The sequence below is a fragment of the Ponticaulis sp. genome, from assembly GCF_029210165.1.
Lineage (GTDB): Bacteria > Pseudomonadota > Alphaproteobacteria > Caulobacterales > Hyphomonadaceae > Ponticaulis.
In genome coordinates this window covers 498,151-520,238 of the sequence record NZ_JARGNT010000001.1, presented here as the reverse complement: position 1 = coordinate 520,238, position 22,088 = coordinate 498,151, and the positions used below count along the sequence as shown (strand labels likewise).

Annotated in this window: 22 protein-coding genes; 13 read left to right on the top strand and 9 right to left on the bottom strand. The window is 55.6% G+C overall.

Annotated features, from left to right (window positions below; translation table 11 throughout):
- Nucleotides 1-39 precede the first annotated feature (39 nt).
- Genes P1U45_RS02580 through P1U45_RS02570 form a run of 3 tightly spaced genes read right to left on the bottom strand, consistent with a single transcriptional unit; the run spans nt 40 to nt 2,105 of the window.
- Entirely contained in the window at nt 40-822 is a 783-nt protein-coding gene (locus P1U45_RS02580; protein ID WP_301057358.1) for a hypothetical protein, read from the bottom strand.
- 55 nt (nt 823-877) lie between these two features.
- Nucleotides 878-1,681 (bottom strand): hypothetical protein, encoded by an 804-nt coding sequence (locus tag P1U45_RS02575; RefSeq protein ID WP_301057357.1) that lies wholly within the window; start codon nt 1,679-1,681, stop codon nt 878-880.
- Nucleotides 1,605-2,105 (bottom strand): DUF488 domain-containing protein, encoded by a 501-nt coding sequence (locus P1U45_RS02570; RefSeq protein WP_301057356.1) that lies wholly within the window; start codon nt 2,103-2,105, stop codon nt 1,605-1,607. The genes P1U45_RS02575 and P1U45_RS02570 overlap by 77 nt, the downstream gene beginning before the upstream one ends.
- Nucleotides 2,106-2,438: 333 nt before the next feature.
- Between P1U45_RS02570 and P1U45_RS02565 the strand changes: the two genes are divergently transcribed.
- The 7 genes from P1U45_RS02565 to P1U45_RS02535 all read left to right on the top strand — a co-directional run bounded on the left by P1U45_RS02565 (nt 2,439) and on the right by P1U45_RS02535 (nt 8,710).
- On the top strand, nt 2,439-3,623 hold the full coding sequence (locus P1U45_RS02565) for an aminotransferase class I/II-fold pyridoxal phosphate-dependent enzyme (RefSeq protein WP_301057355.1): 1,185 nt from the start codon (nt 2,439-2,441) through the stop codon (nt 3,621-3,623).
- Nucleotides 3,620-4,273, top strand: coding sequence for a methylthioribulose 1-phosphate dehydratase (gene mtnB / locus P1U45_RS02560; RefSeq protein WP_301057354.1), 654 nt, complete (start codon nt 3,620-3,622; stop codon nt 4,271-4,273). The genes P1U45_RS02565 and mtnB overlap by 4 nt, the downstream gene beginning before the upstream one ends.
- Complete coding sequence (locus P1U45_RS02555) at nt 4,270-4,824, top strand: hypothetical protein (RefSeq protein ID WP_301057353.1); 555 nt, start codon at nt 4,270-4,272, stop codon at nt 4,822-4,824. The genes mtnB and P1U45_RS02555 overlap by 4 nt, the downstream gene beginning before the upstream one ends.
- Nucleotides 4,821-5,510, top strand: a complete 690-nt coding sequence (gene mtnC, locus P1U45_RS02550; RefSeq protein ID WP_301057352.1) for an acireductone synthase — start codon at nt 4,821-4,823, stop codon at nt 5,508-5,510. Before P1U45_RS02555 ends, mtnC begins: the two co-directional genes overlap by 4 nt.
- Before the next feature lie 17 nt (nt 5,511-5,527).
- On the top strand, nt 5,528-6,595 hold the full coding sequence (gene mtnA / locus P1U45_RS02545) for an S-methyl-5-thioribose-1-phosphate isomerase (RefSeq protein WP_301057351.1): 1,068 nt from the start codon (nt 5,528-5,530) through the stop codon (nt 6,593-6,595).
- Nucleotides 6,596-6,783: 188 nt separating this feature from the next.
- A complete protein-coding gene (locus P1U45_RS02540; RefSeq protein ID WP_301057350.1) occupies nt 6,784-7,323 on the top strand; it encodes an SMI1/KNR4 family protein in 540 nt (179 codons plus the stop codon).
- A gap of 229 nt (nt 7,324-7,552) precedes the next feature.
- A complete protein-coding gene (locus P1U45_RS02535) occupies nt 7,553-8,710 on the top strand; it encodes a winged helix DNA-binding domain-containing protein (RefSeq protein WP_301057349.1) in 1,158 nt (385 codons plus the stop codon).
- A 2-nt stretch (nt 8,711-8,712) separates the two neighbouring features.
- Here P1U45_RS02535 and P1U45_RS02530 read toward each other — a convergent pair whose 3' ends face one another.
- Nucleotides 8,713-9,543 carry an SMP-30/gluconolactonase/LRE family protein gene (locus P1U45_RS02530; RefSeq protein ID WP_301057348.1) on the bottom strand — a complete coding sequence of 277 codons (831 nt, stop codon included), beginning with the start codon at nt 9,541-9,543 and terminating at the stop codon, nt 8,713-8,715.
- Between the two features lie 308 nt (nt 9,544-9,851).
- Between P1U45_RS02530 and P1U45_RS02525 the strand changes: the two genes are divergently transcribed.
- The 5 genes from P1U45_RS02525 to P1U45_RS02505 all read left to right on the top strand — a co-directional run bounded on the left by P1U45_RS02525 (nt 9,852) and on the right by P1U45_RS02505 (nt 15,447).
- Nucleotides 9,852-10,397, top strand: coding sequence for a F0F1 ATP synthase subunit delta (locus P1U45_RS02525; RefSeq protein WP_301059280.1), 546 nt, complete (start codon nt 9,852-9,854; stop codon nt 10,395-10,397).
- 5 nt (nt 10,398-10,402) lie between these two features.
- Nucleotides 10,403-11,938 carry a F0F1 ATP synthase subunit alpha gene (gene atpA, locus P1U45_RS02520; protein ID WP_301059279.1) on the top strand — a complete coding sequence of 512 codons (1,536 nt, stop codon included), beginning with the start codon at nt 10,403-10,405 and terminating at the stop codon, nt 11,936-11,938.
- Nucleotides 11,939-12,010: 72 nt separating this feature from the next.
- Nucleotides 12,011-12,895, top strand: a complete 885-nt coding sequence (locus P1U45_RS02515; protein ID WP_301057347.1) for a F0F1 ATP synthase subunit gamma — start codon at nt 12,011-12,013, stop codon at nt 12,893-12,895.
- A gap of 421 nt (nt 12,896-13,316) precedes the next feature.
- Nucleotides 13,317-14,738, top strand: coding sequence for a F0F1 ATP synthase subunit beta (atpD, locus tag P1U45_RS02510; RefSeq protein WP_366144975.1), 1,422 nt, complete (start codon nt 13,317-13,319; stop codon nt 14,736-14,738).
- A gap of 160 nt (nt 14,739-14,898) precedes the next feature.
- Nucleotides 14,899-15,447 (top strand): hypothetical protein, encoded by a 549-nt coding sequence (locus tag P1U45_RS02505; RefSeq protein ID WP_301057345.1) that lies wholly within the window; start codon nt 14,899-14,901, stop codon nt 15,445-15,447.
- Here P1U45_RS02505 and P1U45_RS02500 read toward each other — a convergent pair whose 3' ends face one another.
- Nucleotides 15,448-16,740, bottom strand: a complete 1,293-nt coding sequence (locus tag P1U45_RS02500; protein WP_301057344.1) for a peptidoglycan-binding protein — start codon at nt 16,738-16,740, stop codon at nt 15,448-15,450.
- Between the two features lie 223 nt (nt 16,741-16,963).
- Between P1U45_RS02500 and P1U45_RS02495 the strand changes: the two genes are divergently transcribed.
- Nucleotides 16,964-17,374, top strand: coding sequence for a F0F1 ATP synthase subunit epsilon (locus P1U45_RS02495; protein WP_022693360.1), 411 nt, complete (start codon nt 16,964-16,966; stop codon nt 17,372-17,374).
- 79 nt (nt 17,375-17,453) lie between these two features.
- Here P1U45_RS02495 and P1U45_RS02490 read toward each other — a convergent pair whose 3' ends face one another.
- The 4 genes from P1U45_RS02490 to P1U45_RS02475 all read right to left on the bottom strand — a co-directional run bounded on the left by P1U45_RS02490 (nt 17,454) and on the right by P1U45_RS02475 (nt 21,901).
- Nucleotides 17,454-17,957 carry an RNA pyrophosphohydrolase gene (locus P1U45_RS02490; RefSeq protein ID WP_301057343.1) on the bottom strand — a complete coding sequence of 168 codons (504 nt, stop codon included), beginning with the start codon at nt 17,955-17,957 and terminating at the stop codon, nt 17,454-17,456.
- Complete coding sequence (locus tag P1U45_RS02485) at nt 17,957-19,156, bottom strand: divergent polysaccharide deacetylase family protein (protein WP_301057342.1); 1,200 nt, start codon at nt 19,154-19,156, stop codon at nt 17,957-17,959. Before P1U45_RS02485 ends, P1U45_RS02490 begins: the two co-directional genes overlap by 1 nt.
- Nucleotides 19,157-19,348: 192 nt before the next feature.
- On the bottom strand, nt 19,349-20,677 hold the full coding sequence (locus tag P1U45_RS02480; protein WP_301057341.1) for a S41 family peptidase: 1,329 nt from the start codon (nt 20,675-20,677) through the stop codon (nt 19,349-19,351).
- Nucleotides 20,678-20,704: 27 nt separating this feature from the next.
- Nucleotides 20,705-21,901 carry a peptidoglycan DD-metalloendopeptidase family protein gene (locus P1U45_RS02475; RefSeq protein WP_301057340.1) on the bottom strand — a complete coding sequence of 399 codons (1,197 nt, stop codon included), beginning with the start codon at nt 21,899-21,901 and terminating at the stop codon, nt 20,705-20,707.
- Nucleotides 21,902-22,088 lie beyond the last annotated feature (187 nt).

The window sequence follows — 22,088 nt, the reverse complement described above, 5'->3', positions numbered from 1 at the left end:
CAGCCCCTCTCCCGCGGGGAGAGGGGGGTGCCTGCACCACTATCCGCAGAGGGCGTTAAAGCCTTCTGCGGCGTCGATGGCGACTTCATGTAAAAGGGAGAGGTCTTCGGCCTCATCGTCTTCGGCATCCTCCAATAAGTCAGGCGGTGGCCTTGGCGATTTCAATGGATCGAATATGAGGTCGCTTGGTTCGATAAACGCGGCATGAGGCGCTGGCGCATCAGTATCGCGAGCATCTGGTGCTCTGGCTCGTTTCAGCCGACCTGCCCAATAAGCGGCAAGCCTGTCTGCGCGAGGCACCAAAGTGTCTATCAAATGTTCCAGCCGGTCAGCACGCTGGATCAGTCGCTCCCCATCCATTTCATCATCATATCGACGTTTTGCACGCGTCGTTGTCCGAAGGAAGGAGCCTTTGGCGTATGGCTCAGGTGAGGGATCGGGCATGGAGACGCGAAACGGTGGAGGCTTGACCGGGTGAAGCGGCAAGGCGCGTACAGCAAACAGCTCATGCACAGGACGCTGAGGCGAAGTGGGCGTGCCGCCTGTAAGGGGCGCGGCATGTGCGCTTGGGGAAACCTTGTCATAGTGCAGGCGCAGAAAGGCCAGCCAGACAATGAGGCAGCGGATCAAATGTTCGCTCCGAAGCACCATGCGTTTCATGCGGTCATGATCATAACGGAACAGGCGGGTTGGCATGCCATGCGCGCCCTCACTGCCCGGAATACCCCAGGCAATCGGTAGGCGCGTTATGCGGGCAAGATAGAGCGGCAAACGCTCAATGAAACCGGCAAACGCGTCTGGAAGAGGAATTCCGAACTGCATACGGCGAGTTTAGAGCGGGATGGCAGGGGGTGGGATTAGTTCGTATAATTAATCGTTAGAGAAACATGTCTCCTTGATTAGATTTATCTAGCCGTATCATTGCAACTAGAAGCCATTGATTCACAGTGCCAAAGGTTTTGTTGCGGCGAGAATGGGTGCTAAAGCCGAAAACCAGCCCTTTTTCGAAGTATTCGTTTTGGAATTTATCTTTGATAATTTCGATAGCCTGAGATTCTCCATACTTTTGCTTCAAATTGAAGTATGCGGCCGATGTCTCCCAATCATCAGAAGTATGATTGTGCCAGTCACCGTCTTCATCTTTCCAGCGCACTCGGAATGCGATGGGGCAAGGCTCTAACGGCTTTGCAGCTTTGTCGAAAAGTGACCCCTGAGCAGCAAGCTGGCGGTGGAGTTCTCTCTGTAAATCTAGCTCATCGTTCGAAATACGCTTTTCTTTAACTTCGACGACCGTGGGTCTAACGATGCATAGTGACTCGTCTTTCTCGTCAGCTTCTTTAAGCGAGCTTCTGATCAACGGGTTCACGAACCTTGTCCGCTCGGATTCTTTTAACGCGCCTTTCACTTCCAGTGTCTCTTGTAAGACTTTCTGGCTTTCGGTACGCCGGTCATTCAGTGCTTGTGTGAACTTATAGCTGATCCATTGCCAACGCTTGAATTTTTGGCCGTCCTGCAAAATACGATAGGGTATTGGATACTGTCTCCGCCATTTGCCATCACGGCCAATGCCGGCGCAACAAACGGTTTCGGAGTACTTGTTTGACCTATGCGGCTGCGCCTTGATCAGAATGAAGCATTCGTCCTCTTTCTGAATCCCGAGTTTTTCCGAGTCTGACCCCAAAGTGCTGCACCTTTCCGCCTGCTTCACTTTTAAGTTTATCAGAAACAATTTTTCGATGACAAGTCATCGGGTCTCGCTCGTAGCACATTAGACAAACATTTGATGTCTCGAGCATTTCTCTTAGAACATCCAATGCCTCTTTGGCCTCATTGGATTGCATGACACCGTCAAAAATCTGTCTGAAGCGATCGAAATCGCCTGCCCTGGCTGCTTCACGCCCCGGTTTAGGATCGCCAAGAGCTTTGAGGTGTATGTATTTGATGCCGACCTCATTAAGGGCCTCAGATAGGGCTGTCTTCGAGAATCCCTTGCGACGAGACTGCGCGCGGTCTCGTATGTCTGCAAGGACTTCGACGTTTTGCTCCTTCAGTGTGGCGACAAAATCATCGAGTGTAGCTTTTTCGTATCCGATAGTTGCGAGCATTTGAATTCGGCCTCCAATTGCAAGTTGTTAACGAAATGTGGCAATTTGGTTAACAGCGCTAGGGAAAATTTGTCATACTCGGATTGAATAGTCGTAGTCCGCCAATCAAAGAACATGGCAATACACGCCCTGATCATTGCGCCGACGCGCAAACCTGATATATCGCGCGGCCTTCATGGATAGGGATGATTTACACTTTGCCTCCGCAGCGCTGCGCGCTACATGAGGCGCGCTCAAGGCTGCCTTGTTTTGTTTGTTCTCCGCTTCGCCTTCGGCTATCGCGATAGAGCGCGCTCAAGGCTGCTGCGCTGAACGATTGTTAGGGGCTTCTCCATGCCAATTCACACCTCAAAGAAAGCAGGCGTATTCGCCGAGTCTGTCATTCGCGGTATGACGCGCCAGTTCAATGCGCGCGGCGGCGATAAACCGGGCGTGAACCTTGCCCAGGGCTTTCCGGATTTTGCTGCCCCTGAAGCGCTGAAAGAAGCGGCCGTTGCGGCGATCCGTGAGGATTTCAACCAGTATGCCATCACCTGGGGCACAGTGAATCTCCGAAACGCGATCGCCGAGAAGACAGAGCGCCATTATGGCCTGCGCCCTGATACAGAGCGCGAGATTACCGTCACCTGTGGCACAACCGAAGCGATGATGGCGACCATGATGGCGTTGGTTGATCCGGGCGATGAAGTGATTGTTTTCGAGCCGTTCTATGAAAACTATGGCCCTGACGCGATCCTTTCTGGCGCTGTGCCGCGCTTTGTGAAACTGCGCGCACCGGACTGGAGCTTTGATGAGGCAGAGCTTGCCGCGGCCTTCAATGACAAGACCCGCGCAATCATCATCAACACGCCATCCAACCCGACAGGCAAAGTCTTCTCAAAAGAGGAGCTCACCTTCATTGGCGAGCTTTGCCAGAAATGGGATGTCGTCGCGATTACGGACGAGATTTACGAGCACATCATTTATGAAGGCCCACATCTGCGCATGGCCGACATTGAGGGCATGGCAGACCGCACGGTGACGATCACCGGTCTTTCCAAAACCTATTCAGCGACAGGCTGGCGGATTGGCTGGATCATCGCGCCGCCGGATGCTTCTGACGCTATTCGCAAGGTGCACGATTTCCTCACCGTTGGCGCCGCGGCGCCTCTGCAGGAGGGCGCGGCCCATGCACTACGCTTTGGCGATGAATATTATGGCGAGCTTGGCGCGACCTATGCGCTGAAGCGCGATATTCTGATGCCGGTTCTGCAGGAGATCGGCTTTACCTGCTATCATCCGCAGGGCGCGTATTACATCATGACAGACGCATCTGAGCTGATGGCGCGCACCGGTCACGACAATGACGTCGCCTTTGCCAAATGGATGATTGACGAGGTCGGTATTGCGACCGTGCCGGGCTCCAGCTTCTATCGCGATAAGGCAGACGGGCGCACCAAAATCCGTTTCGTCTATTGTAAGAAGCCGGAAACGCTGGAGCTGGCTGTTGAGCTGCTGCGGAAAGGGTTTGCAAAATGATCAGCCTGAAGTCTGACGGGCCTGTCGATTTCGACACCGCCGCGAGCCATATCTGCGAAGCGGGGCGTCTTCTGGATGCGAAGGGCATGGCGCCTGCGTCCAGCGGCAATTATTCGATGCGCCTGAATGACGGCGCATTCGCGGTGACGGTATCGGGCAATCATAAGGGCCGTCTGCACATTCAGGATGTGATGCGCGTAGATGCCGAAGGCAAAGCTCTGGAAGAGAAGAAGCCGTCTGCCGAAACGCTGCTCCACACGCAGATTTACAAGCATTATCCGGACGCGAACGCCATTCTGCACGTGCACTCTACGGCAGGCGTTGTGCTGACGCGGCTCATGCACGGCGATATCTTGCTGGCAGGCTATGAGATGCTGAAGGCCTTTCCAGGCGTAGAAACGCATGCTGTGAAGGTTCGTCTGCGCGCGGTCGATAACACGCAGGACATGCCGGCGCTCGCAAACACGCTGGAAGAATTTATCGCCGATCTGCCTGTGCCTGCCTATATCATCCGCGACCACGGCTTCTATGTCTGGGGCAAGGACATGGAGGCCTGCGTGAATATGTGCGAAGCTGTCGACCATATGCTGACCGCTGAAGTCGAGATTTTGAAGATTAAGGGTGTCCCGAAGAAAGGACTCTGGAAATGAGCCGACTGACTGTTTTTGAAGAGACTGCGTCGCAAACGGCTGTGCTCGATACGACCGAGTTTGAAGCCATTGCGTCCACGCTGAACGATATCGGTGTGCGTTTCGAGCGCTGGGAGGCACGTGAAGCCTTTGCCCCCGACGCCACGCAGGAAGATGTGCTGGCGGCATACCGCGACGAAGTCGAGCGCATCTGCGCTGAAGGCGGCTATACCACGGTGGACATTATCCGCGTGACCGAAGAGACGCCGAACAAGGACGTAATCCGCGCTAAATTCCTCGACGAGCACACACACTCTGAAGATGAAGTCCGCTTCTTTATTGAAGGCGCTGGCGTGTTCTATCTGCGTGTGGACGGCAAGGTGCATATGGTGCTTTGCGAGCAGAATGATCTGATCAGCGTGCCGGCAAACACAACACACTGGTTCGATATGGGGCCGGATGCGCGCCTGGCGGCGATCCGCTTCTTCAACAATGAAGAAGGCTGGGTGCCGAACTTCACGGAGAGCGGCATCGCCAAAGGCTTCCCGACATTCGAGTTCATGGCCGCATGATCTCACTGAAGGGCGTCAAAGCCGTCGTCACCGACATTGAAGGCACGACCAGCTCGATCAGCTTTGTGCACGATGTGATGTTCCCATACGCCCGTGAGCGTATGGGTGACTTCGTGCGCGCGAACGCAGGCGATATTCAGGAACATCTGGACGCTGTGCGCGAGGAAGAAGACGCGCCGGATTTAACGGCTGACGAACTTATCTCTGTGCTCATCCGCTGGATTGATCAAGACCGTAAGGCCACGCCGCTGAAAGCCATTCAGGGCATGATCTGGAAGGAAGGCTTCGAAACGGGCGCGTTCAAAGGCCATATCTATGACGATGCCGTGGCGGGGCTGAAGCGCTGGCATGACGCGGGCAAAGCGCTTTATGTCTATTCTTCCGGATCCATCGCAGCGCAGAAACTGCTCTACGGGCATTCCGAAGCGGGCGATATCACGCCGCTTTTCTCCGGCTATTTCGATACGACGACGGGCGGGAAGCGAGAAACGCTCTCTTACGAAAAGATCGCGCAGGCGCTGAAGCTGCCAGCCGGTGAGATCGTCTTCCTGTCTGACGTTGTTGCCGAGCTTGAGGCTGCAGATGAGGCTGGTTTCCAGACGGTTCTTCTCGACCGTAAGCACGAGCTTGATGAAGGTATCTGGGGCAACAAGACCGACACCTTCGCCAATATTCAGATCGCCTGAGGGCGGGAGAGCATTCCATGAAAATTGATGGCAGACCGTATCGCTCCATCTGGCTGAACGAAAACGGCTGGTCTGTGCATATCTTTGACCAGCGCGATCTGCCGTGGAAGCTGACCATTGTTGAGCTGAAAAGCCCGACTGACTGCGCGGTGGCCATCAAAGAGATGTGGACTCGCGGCGCGCCTCTGCTTGCGATGACGGGCGCTTATGGCCTGGCTATGGCGCTGCGCGATGATGCCTCTGATGCAGGGCTCGATGCGGCGTATGACATGCTGGTCGCGACCCGCCCAACAGCAGTGAACCTCAAATGGGCGCTCGATCAGGTGCGAGAGCGTGTTGCCCCGCTTGCGCCAGAAGCGCGCGCCGCTGCCGCCTATGACAAGGTGAATGCGCTCTGCGATGAGGATGTTGAGACCAATCGCGCGATTGGCGAGACAGGCCTTCAGATCATTCGTGACCTGCATGCGAAAAACCCGGGCAAGTCGGTGAATATTCTCATTCACTGCAATCCGGGCTGGCTTGCGACGGTGGATTTCGGCACGGCGACGGCGCCGATCTATCGCGCGCATGATGAGGGCATTCCGGTTCATGTGTGGGTGGATGAAACCCGTCCGCGTAATCAGGGCGCGCTTCTGACGGCCTATGAGCTGCAACAACATGGCGTGCCGCACACGGTGATCGTGGACAATGCGGGCGGCCTGCTCATGCAGCGCGGGCAGGTGCAGATGTGCATTGTCGGCGTCGACCGCGTCACGCGAAATGGCGATGCCTGCAATAAGGTTGGCACGTATCTGAAAGCGCTCGCTGCGGCAGATAACGACGTGCCGTTTTATGTGGCCATGCCGTTCACGACCTATGACCCGTCCACGCCAACAGGCACCGATGTGCCGATTGAAGAACGCGACGCGACCGAGGTGACCCATATTGATGGGTTGGATGAAAATGGCGAGATGAAGCGGGTGAAACTCACCCTCTCACCGGGTGGAAACCTCGCCTTTGATATTACGCCTGCAAAATACGTCACGGCCTATGTGACAGAGCAGGGGCTTCTTTCCGCGGCTGACCTGATCGAGCGGGCGGGGTAGCGGGGTAGGGCGTACTGAGGGACGAAGTGCGCCAGAAAAACGAACTGACTGTGCTGTATCTGGTGCTCAATTCGGCGCACAACGCTTTGCTTTTGTACGCCCTACTGCGGAACGAAGTTCCGTGAGCTGTTTTTTTCGAAAATTGCCTCTAAGGTGATGGGCCGATCATAAATTATGGCGCGCAGGTGATGTCACAAAACGAGAAATATCTGGCTCAATGCGAGCCAGCCAGTGAGCCGCAAATTCGTGAATTGGAAACCACGATCGGGTTTAATCTGCCGCCTGCTTATCGGACTTTTCTTCAGACCGTGAATGGGTTTGCAATCCGAGAAAAATATTCAGAACCGTTTAGGGTACCAGCTTATGATAAGGACTTTCTCTTAAACCAGTTTTACGCACTGAGTGAAGAACATCGGTTCTTGGACATTTATGAGACGCGTGATTCATTGTTGGCAAGTGTACCGAATTGGCTATTGCCTATTGCTGACTGGTCGGGTGCAGAACCGACCTACCTCCTTGACCTTCGCCCCGAAAAATCCGGGGCAATTTATGCTCAGATCATCGATGATTATCCTTACAACGCTAATCCGCCATTCACACCTGAAGAGATGTGGCCGGATAAAGCGCCTGACGATGTGTCAGAAGCTCATTTAGAAGAGCTCGAAACGTATTGGTATATTTGTGAGGATATAAACGCGCTATTGAGGTTGGCTCGTGTCGCTCTATGAAATGCGGGCATATGACGAAATGTAAGGTGCATCAATCATAAGGATGTACCAGAAAAACGTAGCGTTGATCTTTGGATTGGCTCCCAAAAGCAGTTTGTGAGTTCCCCTCATCCCAAACCCTTCTCCCCATGGAGAAGGGCTCCCCTCTTGAGAGATGGGAGCTTCTAAGATGAGGCTTGCTGCCTTTCGCGTTGGTGCTTAGCGTATTGGCTCACTTCGGAGACCGGTAATGCCAAAGGCCAGAGCGGGGCGGCCCACTGAAACTCTATCGCAGGCGCGGGCACGGGCGATCTGGATTGCGGCGCAGAAGCTGGATGAGCGCGAACCCTTTGGTGAGGGGGCTGAGGCTGTTGCTAAAGCGGTGGCCCATCTTGGCTATGTGCAGATCGATACGATCAACGTGATCGAGCGGTGCCATCACCACATATTGTTCAATCGTATTCCGGCTTACCGGCGGGTTGATCTCAATGCCGCCCAATCTGATGATAAGTCCGTCTTTGAATATTGGACGCACGCGCTGAGCTATATCGCGACTGAGGATTTTCCCTATTTCGTCGCGGCGATGAAGGAAAAGCGCAAGGACCCCGGTGGCTGGTTCGGTAGCGTTGAGCCAAAGGATATGCGGCGCATACTGAAACGGGTGGGCGAGGACGGTCCGCTCGCGATTTCAGACATCAAAGACGATAAGCTGGTTGATAAGTCTCACGCCTGGGGCTCGCGCAAGCCGTCTAAAAAGGCGCTGCAGGCAGGATTTTTCGGTGGACAGCTGGCGATCAGCCGCCGTGACGGCATGCTTAAAACCTATGATCTTCTGGAACGGCACTTCGGATGGGAGCGTCTGCCCAAACCGGCAACGCGTCTGCAGACGCTGAAATACCAGCTGGAGCGGGCGCTGCGATCACAAGGGCTGGTGAGTTTGGAGTCCATCTGTCATCTCAATGCGAAGGATAAGCCGGATATTCTGGCGCTGATCGAGCGTGAAGTGAGGGCAAAACGCTTAAGGCCGGCTCTGATTGAGGGCTGTAATGTGCAGCATTGGGCGCGGCCTCAAACGCTGGACACTGCGCCGCCTGAACCGACGCTGACGCATATCCTGTCGCCTTTTGACCCGCTCATCATCCAGCGAAAGCGCACGAGTGCGTTCTTCAGTTATGACCATATCTTTGAGGTCTACATCCCAAAAGAGAAGCGCAAGCTTGGCTATTTCACCCTGCCTGTTCTGATCGGCGACGAGATAGTCGCCGGTATCGACCTGAAAGCAGACAGGAAAGATCAGCGCCTACTCATTCAGGCCTGGCACTGGATGGGCAAAGGCAATGAAGCCGACCATAAAGCGCTCATCGAGGGTGAGCTCGATCGGTTCTCTAAGTTTCAGTTTGGCGGATGATGTCAGGCGACACGCGCTCGCCAGATACGACCTTCGCGTTCGCCGGGCGCGGGGCGAAAGCCCGACGAACCACAGATATAGAGATCGCTTTCATTCTCGCCGCCCAGCATGCAGGCATAAGTCTGGCCCTGGCCAATCAGAACTTCAGCGATGACCTCGCCGCCATCCTTCACGCAGACGCAGCGATTGTCGCGGGCTGTCGCAACCCAGACCGCGCCCTCTGAATTGACGGAAATCCCGTCCGGCGCAACGTCCTGCCCAAACTGTGCAAAGGTGCGTCGATCAGAAAGCGACCCGTCCGCTGCAACCTCATAAGCTGACAGGCGGTTGGCATAGGTTTCTGCAACGATCAGCGTGCGGCCCTCATCCGTCAGGACTATGCCGTTTGGGAACATCAGCTCATCAGCTACATGGCGCACGCCACCTTCAGGCGAAACGTAAATGAGCGAGGTTGTGCGGGCAGGGGCACCGCGCATCATGTCAAAACCGAAATTACCAATATAGGCGCCGCCTTTAGCATCGACGGCCATATCGTTGGTGCGCCCGCCAGCAAAATCGCCAAGCTCGGCAACGACTTCAGGGCCCTTTTCGGTAAGCGCGCAAAGTTGCTGACGCGCCATGCTCACAAACAGCAGCGTGCCATCTGGCCTCCAGCCAAGGCCGGACGGGGCATCTGAAAGCTGCACGACGGTTTCCAATTCGCCGGTTGCCGGATCGAGTTTAGAAATGCGCTGGTCGATAAAGTCGGAGAAATAGAGCGACCCATCACGCCAGCGCGGGCCTTCCGGGAACACCAGATTATCTGTGACCTGTTCGGCTTTGATGGTTTTCACGGGCGGCTCCTCCGGTATAGTCTTGTTATGTGGGTAACGGGATAGAACGCGCCAGAGATGATGTCATCATACAGACGTCGTTATCGGGCGTAGATCACCGTCTGATTTGTCTTTGTTGATGAAAACAATCAGCTGCGACAAACCGGCATGAAAAACACCACTCACCCCCTGTTGCGAGTCAGTAGGTAGCATGCTAAGGACCGCCCGAATGACCGGGGTGGGGCGCTTTATGTGCCGATATTTCCAAGGTTGTTAGACGTCTGAACCGGGGCTGTAAGCCTCCAATCCGAATGGGTGAGCATTTGAGCGTGTTACAAGTCAGCGAAGCCGCCACTCGCTACGCCTCCGCACTGCTGGACCTGGCTTCTGAAGAGAATGTCATTCCGCAGGTCGAGGCCGAACTGAACGCTTTTGGCGCTGCACTGGATGCATCTGCAGATCTTACTGGCGCGCTCGCTGCGCCTACGGTCAGCGCTGAAAACAAGGTTGCCGTTATCCAGGCGATCTCTGCAAAAATGGGTCTGTCGCAGCTTGTTGCGAATTTCCTCGGTGTTGTTGCGGATAACCGCCGCGCCGGAGAGATCGCTGGCATGGTTCGCGCCTTCCGTGACCTTTCTGCTGCCAAGCGTGGCGTAACCCGCGCAAGCGTTGTGTCTGCTCACGAGCTGACCGCTGCGCAGGTGAAAGAACTGGAAGACCTGGTTGCCTCCGTATCCGGTGGCGAAGTTTCCATGGATGTCCGAGTTGATCCTGAGCTGATCGCGGGCTTCCAGCTGAAAATTGGCTCTCGCCTCATTGATGCGAGCGCCAAATCCAAACTTGATCGTATGAACCTTGCCATGAAGGGAGCATGAGCCCAATGGACATCCGCGCGGCTGAGATCTCTGAGATCCTCAAAAATCAAATCAAAAATTACGGCGTGGAAGCGGAAGTTTCCGACGTCGGTACTGTACTGTCCGTAGGTGACGGTATTGCCCGTATCCACGGCCTCGACTCTGTTCAGGCTGGTGAGATGGTTGAATTCGCTGGCGGCGTTAAGGGCATGGCCCTCAACCTCGAGAGCGACAACGTTGGTGTGGTTATCTTCGGTGATGACCGTGGCATCTCTGAAGGCTCTACAGTTAAGCGTCTCGGCGAGATCGTTGCTGCGCCTGTCGGTAAAGGTCTTCTCGGCCGCGTTGTTGACGCGCTCGGCGAGCCGATCGACGGCAAAGGCGAACTGGCTGACGTTTCTTCCCGTAACCGTGTAGACGTGAAAGCGCCGGGCATTATCCCGCGTAAATCCGTACACGAGCCAATGATGACTGGTATTAAAGCGATCGACGGCATGATCCCTGTCGGCCGTGGCCAGCGTGAGCTTGTTATTGGTGACCGTCAGACTGGTAAAACAGCTATCTGTATCGATGCGATCCTGAACCAGAAGCCAACGAACGAAGCTGCAAAAGACGATTCAGAGAAACTCTTCTGTATCTACGTTGCTGTCGGCCAGAAGCGTTCGACTGTTGCTCAGGTTGTTAAAACCCTCGAAGAGCGCGGCGCTATGGACTACACAGTTGTCGTATCCGCTACGGCTTCTGAACCAGCGCCTCTGCAATACCTTGCACCATACACCGCTTCTACAATCGGTGAGTACTTCCGCGACAACGGTATGCACGCTCTGATCATCTTCGACGACCTCACAAAACAGGCCGTTGCTTACCGTCAGATGTCTCTGCTGCTTCGTCGTCCACCAGGTCGTGAAGCTTACCCGGGTGACGTATTCTACCTGCACTCCCGTCTCCTCGAGCGTGCGGCGAAACTGAACGACGATCACGGCAAAGGTTCCATGACCGCTCTGCCGATCATCGAAACTCAGGCGAACGACGTATCTGCGTACATTCCGACAAACGTGATTTCGATCACTGACGGTCAGATCTTCCTCGAAACCGACCTGTTCTACCAGGGTATCCGCCCGGCTGTGAACGTTGGTCTCTCGGTTTCCCGCGTTGGTTCTGCGGCTCAGACTGGCATCATGAAGAAAGTTGCTGGTTCCATGAAAGGTGAGCTGGCTCAGTACCGTGAGCTCGCGGCCTTCGCGAAGTTCGGTTCTGACCTCGACCCTGCGACTCAGAAAACGCTCGACCGTGGTGCACGCCTCACAGAGCTTCTGAAACAGCCTCAGTTCTCTCCGCTTCAGATGGAAGAGCAAGCGCTGGTGATCTACGCGGGTACACGTGGCTACCTCGACACAGTTCCTGTCGAAGCGGTTACACGTTACGAGAAAGAGCTTCTCGCATGGCTGCACGCGAACAAGTCTGACCTGCTGGCGAAAATCCGTTCAGAGAAGAAACTGACGGACGAAATCCAGTCTGGCATGGACAAAGCGCTGACCGAGTTCACGAAGAACTTCGGCTAAGCAGACTTAGGAAGAGCGATTGCGGCAGGGTAATCTCCGCCGCATCGCTTGCAGACTTACAGGCGAGTTCAAATGCCAAGTTTGAAAGATCTCAAAGGCCGGATCGCCTCTGTGAAATCCACACAGAAGATCACTAAGGCCAAGCAGATGGTTGCTGCAGCCAAGCTCCGCCGTGCGCAGGAAGCTGCTGAAGCTGCGAAACCATACTCAATGCGCCTTGCAGGTGTGATCGCAAACCTGACAGCCGCCTCAACTGGTGGTCAGGGTCCGAAACTGCTTACCGGTACAGGTAAGTCAGACACACACCTTCTCATCATCATGACAGCTGAACGCGGTCTTTGCGGTGGCTTCAATGCCAACACTGTGAAGAAAGCGCGCGAAGAAATCATGCGCCTCAAAGGCGAAGGCAAGACAGTGAAAATCATCACTGTCGGCAAGAAAGGCCGCGAGCAGCTCGTGCGTACGCATGGCGATCTCATGGTCTCTCACATCGATACATCATCTGCCCGTAACTCTGACGATCTCGCTGAGATCGCTCTGCAGCTCGGTAAAGATCTGAACGCTGGCTTTGAAGCTGGTGAGTTCGATGTCGCTTCGCTGGTCTATGCGCAGTTCAGAAACGTGATCTCTCAGGTTCCGACAGCCAAGCAACTTGTGCCGGCTGAGCCACCTGAAGATGTGCCGACTGTCGACCTTAAAGGTGCGACATACATCTATGAGCCGTCTGAAGACGACATTCTCGAAACGCTTCTTCCGCGTTACCTGAACACTCTGATCCTCTCTGCACTTCTCGAAAGCGCAGCAGGCGAGCAGGCCGCGTCTATGACTGCGATGGATAACGCGACGAACAATGCGGGTGAACTGATCGACAAGCTGTCGCTTCAGTACAACCGTGCACGTCAGGCGCAGATCACGAAAGAACTGATCGAAATCATCTCTGGCGCTGAAGCGCTCTAGAGAGAGGACATAGGTTATGAGCTTCTGGGTTTACGAAAATAAGATCCGCAACCGGGCGCGTATCCACACAGGTGGCTGTCGTTATTGCAACGAGGGCAAAGGTGTAGGTGGCGCTCCGGACAACACAAGCGCAGACGAATGGCACGGCCCGTTCAAAGACTTCAAAGCAGCTGAAAAGCATGCTGCGAGCCTTGGTCGTAAAGATACGGCTGCGTGCGGTGCGTGTAAGCCAGAAGCAAAAGCTGCTGTAGCAGCGCCTGCTAAGAAAACGGCAGCGGCTAAGAAGCCAGCCGCTCCAAAGAAGACCGCAGCTCCTAAGAAAGCTGCAGCAGCCACAGCTGCACCCGCTCAAACAGCCGCTAAAGCAGCGGCTCCGAAAACAACTAATGTTACTAAACCGTCCAATAAAAAGGGGTCATCCATGAGCACCTCCGCAACCGGTCGCGTCAGCCAGGTTATCGGCGCTGTTGTCGACGTGGAATTCGAAGGCAAACTGCCTGATATTCTGAACGCTCTCGAAACTGAGAATAACGGCAACCGTCTGGTTCTCGAAGTTGCTCAGCACCTCGGTGAGAGCACAGTTCGTACAATCGCTATGGACTCCACAGAGGGTCTCGTTCGCGGTCAGCCAGTATCTGACACAGGCACAGCGATCTCTGTTCCAGTTGGTCCGGCTACTCTCGGCCGCATCATGAACGTTGTTGGCGAGCCAATCGACGAGCGCGGCGACATCGCAACAGACATGCGTCGTTCTATCCACCAGCCGGCGCCTGAGTTCGTTGACCAGTCTACGTCTGCTGAAGTTCTCGTAACCGGTATTAAAGTTATCGACCTTCTCTGCCCATACGCACGTGGCGGTAAAGTTGGTCTGTTCGGCGGTGCGGGCGTTGGTAAAACAGTTCTCATTCAGGAGCTGATCAACAACATCGCGAAACTCTTCGGCGGTTACTCTGTATTCGCTGGCGTTGGCGAGCGTACGCGTGAAGGTAACGACCTTTACCACGAGATGCAGGAAGCTGGCGTTATCAACCTTGAAGGCGAGAGCCGCGTTGCGCTCGTATACGGTCAGATGAACGAGCCTCCAGGCGCGCGTGCACGTGTTGCTCTGACAGGTCTGTCTCAGGCTGAGTACTTCCGTGATGAAGAAGGCAAAGACGTTCTGTTCTTCGTCGACAACATCTTCCGCTTCACACAGGCCGGTGCTGAGGTGTCAGCGCTTCTCGGTCGTATTCCTTCTGCTGTGGGCTACCAGCCGACACTGGCAACCGACATGGGTGGCCTGCAGGAGCGTATTACGTCCACGACTAAAGGTTCTATTACGTCTATTCAGGCCGTATACGTTCCAGCGGACGACCTCACCGACCCTGCGCCTGCTACATCGTTTGCCCACCTCGACGCGACAACTGTTCTGAACCGTTCTATCGCCGAGAAAGGTATCTACCCGGCTGTTGACCCGCTCGACTCTTCTTCCCGTATTCTTGACCCGCTGGTTGTTGGTCAGGAGCACTACGAAGTGGCGCGTGGCGTTCAGTCTATCCTTCAGAAGTACAAAGAGCTTCAGGACATCATTGCCATCCTCGGCATGGACGAGCTCTCTGAAGAAGACAAACTGGTTGTTGCACGTGCGCGTAAAGTTGAGCGCTTCCTGTCTCAGCCGTTCGACGTTGCTGAAGTCTTCACCGGTTCTCCAGGTGTTCAGGTTAAACTCGAAGACACAGTCAAAGGCTTTAAAGGCCTCATCGCTGGCGAGTTCGACCACATTCCTGAGCAAGCTTTCTACATGTGCGGTAACATGGACGAAGTTATGGCCAAGGCTCAGAAAATGGCTGCTGAGGCTGCATAAGCCGAACTGTCAGTTCAGTTTCAGGAAGAGGCCGTTCCCGATGGGAGCGGCCTTTTTCTTTGGCGATTTTTCTAAAGCTCTTGCCTTTCTCTCTACGGGCTGGAATTCATAAGGAAATGATAGCTGGCTAACAGCAAATATGCGGTAGGGAGGCCGTTCCATGACTTTTTCACTCAACGCTGCCATTGCGAGCGGTGTTCTGGCGGTTGCCATGTGCGGCCCGGCGAGCGCGCAGGATCTGAGCGACGCCGAAACAAACTTCGTGTTTGCAACGAGCGAAGCCTGCACGGACTATTTCTTTGAAAGCTGGAGCCTTGAAGCGGCTGCCGAGGGCACTGGGCTGGAGTTTACCCAGCTGCCGGTTGGCGCAGCCTTTCCGGGGCCGGGCGGCGCCGTAACATCCATGCCGGTTTTCACCACGCAGGACGGCGAGGTCTATGTGCATGAGAACATCGCAGTCGGCCGCTGTGAGGTGTTTGCTGACGGCATGACGATCGCGCCGGTGTTCGACGCAATCGCAGACTATGTCACCAGCGAGAAAGGCTTTGAGGAAGTACCAGTGCGCGCTCAGGCCGTGAACGGTGTGACCTTCCGCCGGTTTGAGCGTGTGGTGAATGATATCGTCTTCTTCATTGCCCTGGCGGGCACTGAGACGGGCGGCGAAGAGGGCGACCTCGTTGCCATCCTGTCGTTTTACCCGGATCGCTGATCAGACAATTTTGCCTTCCTGATAGTCCTTCACCTGATCCTTCTTGATCTTACGTGCTCGCAAGAAAATGACGGTGACGGCAACAACAACAACCAGAAGGCATCCGATCAATATCCAGTTTACGCCGCTGCTTGTCGTTTGAGGTGTTTGCGGCGTCTGGGTTTCCGTATTGGTCGTAGGGGCGGATTCCTCTTCACCATCAAGAAGTTCAGATGCCGCAGCGGCTGCGGCAGCGACACCTGCTGCGACGCCTGCAGCAGCGATCTGATTGGTATCGTCTGGTGTTTCGCTGCCGGTTTCGCGCACAGTGTTTTCGTCTGCATTCACACGGTTATTCGGTGTTGGCTGGCCTGTGAGGGCTTCATCCATGGCAAGGGCCGTTGCTTTGTCGATAATGCCCGTCACGGGCAGGTCTGCCTGCTGTTGAAAGGCGATCACCGCACGCTGGGTGGCCGGGCCGAAATCACCATCAAAGCCACCGACAGCGAACCCCAGCCCGGCGAGCATGCGCTGGAATTCTTCAACGCGCGCGCCCTTATGTCCAATGGTCAGTTTGCCGCCTTCGCGTGGGTTTAGCAGTTCGTCTTCTTCTTTGCGGAACAGATCGAGCGCTTTGGCTGTCCACCAGATGCGGTCATCTTCGCCATGGGCTGGCGATGATGAGTTTGCGTTTCCGCGATTAATGGCGCGGGAGACTTTCGTTGCGTCGTCTGCATCGGCCAGAGCTAGTAGATTATTCTCGGAGAAGAACTTTGCCGCGACGTGCAGCGCTGCGCGAAAATCGCGGGTGAGAATATCCGGATCATCTTCAAGTGGCAGACCGAGCAAGTCGCCAAAGATTCGATAGTTCTGCCGTCCGGTGAGCTGGATAATGCCGCGCCCCCTATACCGCCAACCATCGCCAGAGGCTTCATCTCCGTTCTCCATACGGTTTGCGTAGACAAAGTTGGCGATCTTTTCTGGCTGGCGGGCATACTCTTCTGCGAGTTCGTCCGTCGGGAACCGGCCCGGCCAGGTCGCGCGCAAGGCGACGGCTGAGTAGTTCAGGTTTTCTTCTGTTGCGCGGAAGAAATTGGATTCAATCAGGCCCTGACCCAGAAAATGGGCGAGCCGAATAGCTGTGTTGATGCCTTCGGCTTTCAGAATGTCCTCAGACGCCAGAAAGGCGGAGATGTATTTGCCCTGGGTGGTACTCTCAATGCTGCTCCACGTGGGCGCGCCCGGCAGCTGGGTCACGATCAGATCCATGTTGATCGTTGAGATGTCTACGACGTCAAAGAAATTGTCTGGCATGTCTGCGTCCCCCCGGATGCATGATTTCGATAGACTTAAGGTTAACAGAAGCCGCAGTTTCTACCAATATGAGGGTGGGTGGGATAAGATGGAGAGAATGGGAGCCCTGGCGGAAATGTGCGATTCAACGGGTGCGGCGTTAAATCCTGCTTTCGCAGCGTCACAAGGCTGGACTTCGTGAGATTCTACGTTAAACCCACACTGAAATTTCGTGAGAGAAACTATGTCTGAAAAGCTGAACTTTTCCCTGGTATCCCCTGCACGTGAACTTTTCTCCGGAGAAGTCGACCACGTCATCGCGCCGGGCTCTGAAGGTGAATTCGGTGTTCTGCCGAACCACGCACCATTCATGTCTACGCTGCGCTCTGGCCGGGTTCGTATCATCGACGGCGACGAAGTGCACCGTTACTTCGTGCATGGCGGTTTTGCTGACGTAACGCCGGAAGGCCTCACAATTCTCGCTGAAGAAGCTATCCGTCTGGAAGACCTCGACCATGACGGCATTCTGGACGCGATTGCTGAAGCCGAGCGTGTCCGTGACGGCGCAAGCGATCAGGCGATCCGCTTCAAAGCTGAAGGCGACGTACAGCGCCTGAAAGCTCAGCTCGATGCACTGGAAGACGCGCACCACTAAGCGCTGATCTACATCAGATTTAAAAAAACCGCGCTCTGCATCAGGGCGCGGTTTTTTGTTGTTCGATTGAAACTGCCGATCAGACTGGATCAGTCCACTGATCGAAGGCCTTCACCACAGCCTCATACACAGGGCGTTTGAAGTGGATGATAAGCTCTGGTACTTCGGATAGCTCCGCCCAGCGCCACGCATCGAATTCCGGCGTATGAAGATCAAGGCGCACATCAGAATCAGACCCCGTAAAGCGCAAGGCGAACCATTTCTGGCGCTGGCCAATATAAGGGCCCGGCAGACGTGATTTCAGATCGGACGGGAAGTCGTAATAGAGCCAGTCTTCGGACTCTTCGAGCACTTCGACCAGCTTCGGCGAGACGCCAATCTCTTCTTCCATTTCGCGCATAGCGGCGGTCTCAGGCGTTTCGCCTTTATCCATGCCGCCTTGCGGCATCTGCCATTGAAACGGGCCGTGTGCGTTGATGCGGCGGCCAAGAAAGACGTGTCCACGCTTGGAGAATAACGCAATGCCGACATTTGGTCGGTAAAGGGACGGGTCGCGGCGTCCCTGCAACGGGCCTTCATGCATTAGTGGTGTGCCTGCGTATCGTCATGGTTAGCTTCCGCCCCGGTTTCTGTTTCGGCTATATAAGCAGGCGCAGCCCGTGGAAGGGAAGAGGCAGGAGCGAGAAGATATCCCTTGCTCGGCAGGGTTTCCGCCCAGTCACGGATCTGGTCGATCGTGATCGGGAAGGCAAAGCCTGTGCCCAGCGCAGACCCGCGCTGAAGCGAGATGGCTTCAAGGTGCAGAAGTTGCTCGTCAATCGCAGAGCCTGTCGGGTCCGCATCAACAACACGTGCCGCTTCTGTGAATGGCAGATGGTTCGCGTCGGCCACAGTCTGGAAGACAGATCGAGGTGCAGCGCCATCGTGAATGAAGGCAAGGCCGCGTTCAGACAGCATCTGGAAGACAGGCGAGATGGAGCGGTTATCGGTCGCAAATTTTGCGCCCTGATAGTTGGTCACGCCGAAATAGCCAGTCGCGCGGCTGAGGAGCCATTCTGTACGACGACGGTTCTCAGTCGCGTTTGCGGTCGTGAGAAGCGTGTACGGTCCTGTGTCATTGTTCGGATAGTCATATGGCTCCATTGGAAGCTCGATCATGACTTCATGGCCGGCAGCGCGTGCTCGGTCGACCCATGTTTGTAGCCCGCGCGAGTAAGGCACAAAGGACAGAGTGACCTCTGGCGGAAGCTCATCAATAGCAGCCTGCGTGACGCGTGAGTTCAGGCCGAGACCACCAATGATGATGGAAATCGTCGGGCGGCCCGCAGGGTTTGAAAACGGGCGGCGGTAAACATCAAAGCTGCGGCGGCCATCATCGGCGATAACCGGCAGGCGCCCGCCATGCTCGCTCCACTGGGACATGCCCGGCAGAGGTGCAGTTGGGAGAGATGCGTGAGATTGGGCTGTGCTTGGCGCCGGCGTCGGTTCTTCGGCTGGTGCCTGTGTTTCGAGGCTGGCGGTCTGCACTTCGCTCTGTTCGCTATGGTCGGACGGGTCCGCTACACCAAGATTCGGTGCGGGCGTGTCATGGCCGGTTTCCGCGCTGGCATGGTGAATACCGGCCTCGTCGTCTGGCAGACGATGATTGAGGCCAACCGGTTGAGTAGGCTGCGCATCGAACAGGCCAACCACCTGACGCGGCGCGCCTGTACTCGGATCACCCGTAAACCGGATAGCCAGAATCCCTGCCGCGGAGATAGCCGCGAACGTCATAACTGCCATGGCAGTATGCATGATCCCCGTTTTGACCGGGGAGGGAGGAGGCTTGCGGGTGGACGCCATGGTTAACTCTTAAAGAGAAATTCGAATCTCTAAGAGTTCTGGGGCAAAACCGTTAATGCTTCGCAAAGGGGGGCAGAATCTGCCGGGTGCTTTCACAGTCCGGCGAATTCAATAGTTTATGCCGCTTGCGGCCTAGCCTGCGCGCGCTGCATCAAGGCTGGACAGCGTGATCGTGCGAAGCTGTTCAATCGCGCGCTCGAGCTGGTAGTCATCGCCTTCATAATCTTCTGACGGCATGTCATCCGGCAGGTGGATTTCACGGCGTTCAGCGCCTGAGTCATTGTCGAGCGCGTTTGGCAGATCAGCTTCGGAGAAGCGACGCATCGCTTCGAGCTCGTCTTCGGTGATGAAACGGCTTGCAACTTCAAAGTCCGGCTCGATGCCTGTGCCCTGAATGGAGCGGCCAGACGGCGTGTAATAACGCGCAGTCGTCAGGCGCAGAGCGCCGCGTTGTGCGCTGAGCGGAATAACCGTCTGAACAGACCCTTTGCCGAAGGATGTCATGCCGAGCACCTGCGCACGTTCCATATCCTGAAGCGCGCCAGCAACGATTTCTGCCGCTGATGCAGAGCCGCCATTGATAAGCACCATGATCGGCGTGTCCGGGAAGCGTTCGCCCGGCGCAGCGTTATAGCGCTGGATGTCACGCGGGTCGCGGCCACGTGTGGAGACGACTTCGCCAGAGCTCATGAACATGCTGGAAACGGAGATTGCCTGATCGAGTAGACCGCCAGGATTGTTACGCAGATCGATGATCAGACCGGCAGGGTTAGGGCCCAGCTCTTCACGGATAGCTGTAAGGGATTCGTCCAGAAGCTCTGTCGTGCGTTCGTTGAAGGAAGAAATACGGACATAGCCAATGTCTTCGTCTTCAATACGGTGAACCACAGATTTTGGGCGGATGATTTCCCGCGTCAGCGTGACGTCGAATGTGTCGTCCTCACCGGCGCGAATGATTGTTAGCGTAATATCGGTGCCCACTTCGCCGCGCATACTGGTGATCGCGTCATTTGGAGACTGACCAACGATTGAAACACCATCAATCGCTGAGACAAGGTCGCCAGAGCGCAGGTCTGCGCGGCTGGCTGGTGTGTCATCGATAGGGGCTACAATCTCGACATAGCCGTCTTTGGCCTGAACCTCGATGCCGAGGCCGCCATATTCGCCGCTTGTCTGGACCTGCATGTCTTCATAGTCGTCAGCCGCAAGATAGCTGGAGTGCGGATCGAGCGACGCGAGCATGCCGTTAATGGCAGACTTCATCGCGTCGGAGTCATCGACATCCACAACATATTCGCTGTCTACACGGGCGAGAATTTCCGCGAACAGATCGAGTTGTTGATAGATCTCTTCCTGGTTGCCGGTGTTACTGCCGGCAGACCAAGCCAGCGATGAAACGCCAACTGTGGTGAAACCAAGGGCTGTCAAACCGACAGCTGTTCCCATCAACCATGAGCGCATAGGCTCTCTCCTCAATTGCCCGCCAGATCAACCGGACCTGCGGGACATCCATCTCTGCGGATCTTCAGGCGTTCCGTTGCGTCGCAATTCCATATGCAGGTCAGGCTCGACATCGGAACGGTTTGTCATCCTGCCAATTGGCTCTCCGGCGAGAACCGACTGGCCTAGTGTCGGATAAACATCTGACAGACCGTATAATACTATATGGTAGCCATCACCCGTTCGTAAAATCAACATTTGTCCATAACTGCGAAAAGGACCAGCATATTCTATCGTCGCATCTGATGGCGCGACGACCTGTGCTGCTGATCTTGTGCGCAGTGTGATGCCTTCTGCGCGGCGTCCTGTTGGCAGTAAATCGCCAAAAGCCTGAACGAGCTGGCCGGTTGCAGGAAGGCCAAGGCCGTCAAGCACGGCGACGTTTGCAGGCGGGGCAGTGGACGGCGCTGGCGTCGTTGGACGGCTTGGTGTTGGCTCTGGTGGTTTGCGCCCCGGCGTTGGTGGCGCATTCGCGGCGAGGTCATCAAGAAAGCTTCGAATATTCTCTGCGCGTGTGGCGAGTGCCGCGACCCGCTCGCGCAGGGCATCTGCTTCACCTGTCAGATCTTCGAAGGCGGCGCGTTTAAGCGCGACGAGCTGTTCGATCTCGCGCTGGTTCTCTGCAAGCACCTCTTCTTCTACGTCGAGGCGTTCCTGTTGGCGGCGCACAGCATCCAGAAGATCGGCGTATTCACGAATAGAGGCGGCAAGCGTCGCCGAGCGATCTTCCAGATCATCGGCGAGGTCACGCATGATGATGGCCGAGCGGATCGCGTCTGTCGCGCTATCTGGATGTGTCGCGAGCGCAGGTGGCTGCCGACGTGAGGCCGCGATAAGCGCAGCGATAAGATCACGAAGGCCTTCACGGTCCGCCATCAGGGCGTCCCGTGCCTGACGTTCTTCAATCTCAAGGCTGATCAGGCGCTGCTGAATGCGGCTGGCCTGTTCTTCGCGGCGTGCCCCTTCCTGCGCTGCGGCAAGAAGCTGGCGGTTCACGACGGCAAGATCTGTTCGGGCCGCTTCCTGTGCGGCTTCGATGGCTTCCAGCGCGATACGGTCGGCCTCAAGGCGTTCTTCATAAGCCTGAAGCTCTTCCTGCGTCATGTCTTCCTGCCCTGTCGCAACCGGTAAAGGGGCGGCAATCAGGCAGGCCAGAAGTAAGGGAGAAACGCGACGTAGAATCATCGGCCCAGTTTAACCATGCTTCGCAAATGAGTCATGAATAGGAATTGTCAGCCGGGGCTTTGCCTGAGGCCTCAGAACAATGTTTCCAAAGAAAATTTGTATAAAACAACAATGTGCTCTGGACGTGGAGAAATTTGTCAATAAAAACCTAGAGTGGCCATATGGGCCATGTTTCCTTACCTTGGGG

Bases quoted from the DNA above. Each gene is read 5' to 3' on its own strand.
- P1U45_RS02580 (WP_301057358.1), bottom strand. From the start codon at position 822: ATGCAGTTCGGAATTCCTCTTCCAGACGCGTTTGCCGGTTTCATTGAG.
- P1U45_RS02570 (WP_301057356.1), bottom strand. From the start codon at position 2,105: ATGCTCGCAACTATCGGATACGAAAAAGCTACACTCGATGATTTTGTC.
- P1U45_RS02565 (WP_301057355.1), top strand. From the start codon at position 2,439: ATGCCAATTCACACCTCAAAGAAAGCAGGCGTATTCGCCGAGTCTGTC.
- mtnB (WP_301057354.1), top strand. From the start codon at position 3,620: ATGATCAGCCTGAAGTCTGACGGGCCTGTCGATTTCGACACCGCCGCG.
- P1U45_RS02555 (WP_301057353.1), top strand. From the start codon at position 4,270: ATGAGCCGACTGACTGTTTTTGAAGAGACTGCGTCGCAAACGGCTGTG.
- mtnC (WP_301057352.1), top strand. From the start codon at position 4,821: ATGATCTCACTGAAGGGCGTCAAAGCCGTCGTCACCGACATTGAAGGC.
- mtnA (WP_301057351.1), top strand. From the start codon at position 5,528: ATGAAAATTGATGGCAGACCGTATCGCTCCATCTGGCTGAACGAAAAC.
- P1U45_RS02540 (WP_301057350.1), top strand. From the start codon at position 6,784: ATGTCACAAAACGAGAAATATCTGGCTCAATGCGAGCCAGCCAGTGAG.
- P1U45_RS02535 (WP_301057349.1), top strand. From the start codon at position 7,553: ATGCCAAAGGCCAGAGCGGGGCGGCCCACTGAAACTCTATCGCAGGCG.
- atpA (WP_301059279.1), top strand. From the start codon at position 10,403: ATGGACATCCGCGCGGCTGAGATCTCTGAGATCCTCAAAAATCAAATC.
- P1U45_RS02515 (WP_301057347.1), top strand. From the start codon at position 12,011: ATGCCAAGTTTGAAAGATCTCAAAGGCCGGATCGCCTCTGTGAAATCC.
- atpD (WP_366144975.1), top strand. From the start codon at position 13,317: ATGAGCACCTCCGCAACCGGTCGCGTCAGCCAGGTTATCGGCGCTGTT.
- P1U45_RS02505 (WP_301057345.1), top strand. From the start codon at position 14,899: ATGACTTTTTCACTCAACGCTGCCATTGCGAGCGGTGTTCTGGCGGTT.
- P1U45_RS02500 (WP_301057344.1), bottom strand. From the start codon at position 16,740: ATGCCAGACAATTTCTTTGACGTCGTAGACATCTCAACGATCAACATG.
- P1U45_RS02495 (WP_022693360.1), top strand. From the start codon at position 16,964: ATGTCTGAAAAGCTGAACTTTTCCCTGGTATCCCCTGCACGTGAACTT.
- P1U45_RS02490 (WP_301057343.1), bottom strand. From the start codon at position 17,957: ATGCATGAAGGCCCGTTGCAGGGACGCCGCGACCCGTCCCTTTACCGA.
- P1U45_RS02485 (WP_301057342.1), bottom strand. From the start codon at position 19,156: ATGGCAGTTATGACGTTCGCGGCTATCTCCGCGGCAGGGATTCTGGCT.
- P1U45_RS02480 (WP_301057341.1), bottom strand. From the start codon at position 20,677: ATGCGCTCATGGTTGATGGGAACAGCTGTCGGTTTGACAGCCCTTGGT.
- P1U45_RS02475 (WP_301057340.1), bottom strand. From the start codon at position 21,901: ATGATTCTACGTCGCGTTTCTCCCTTACTTCTGGCCTGCCTGATTGCC.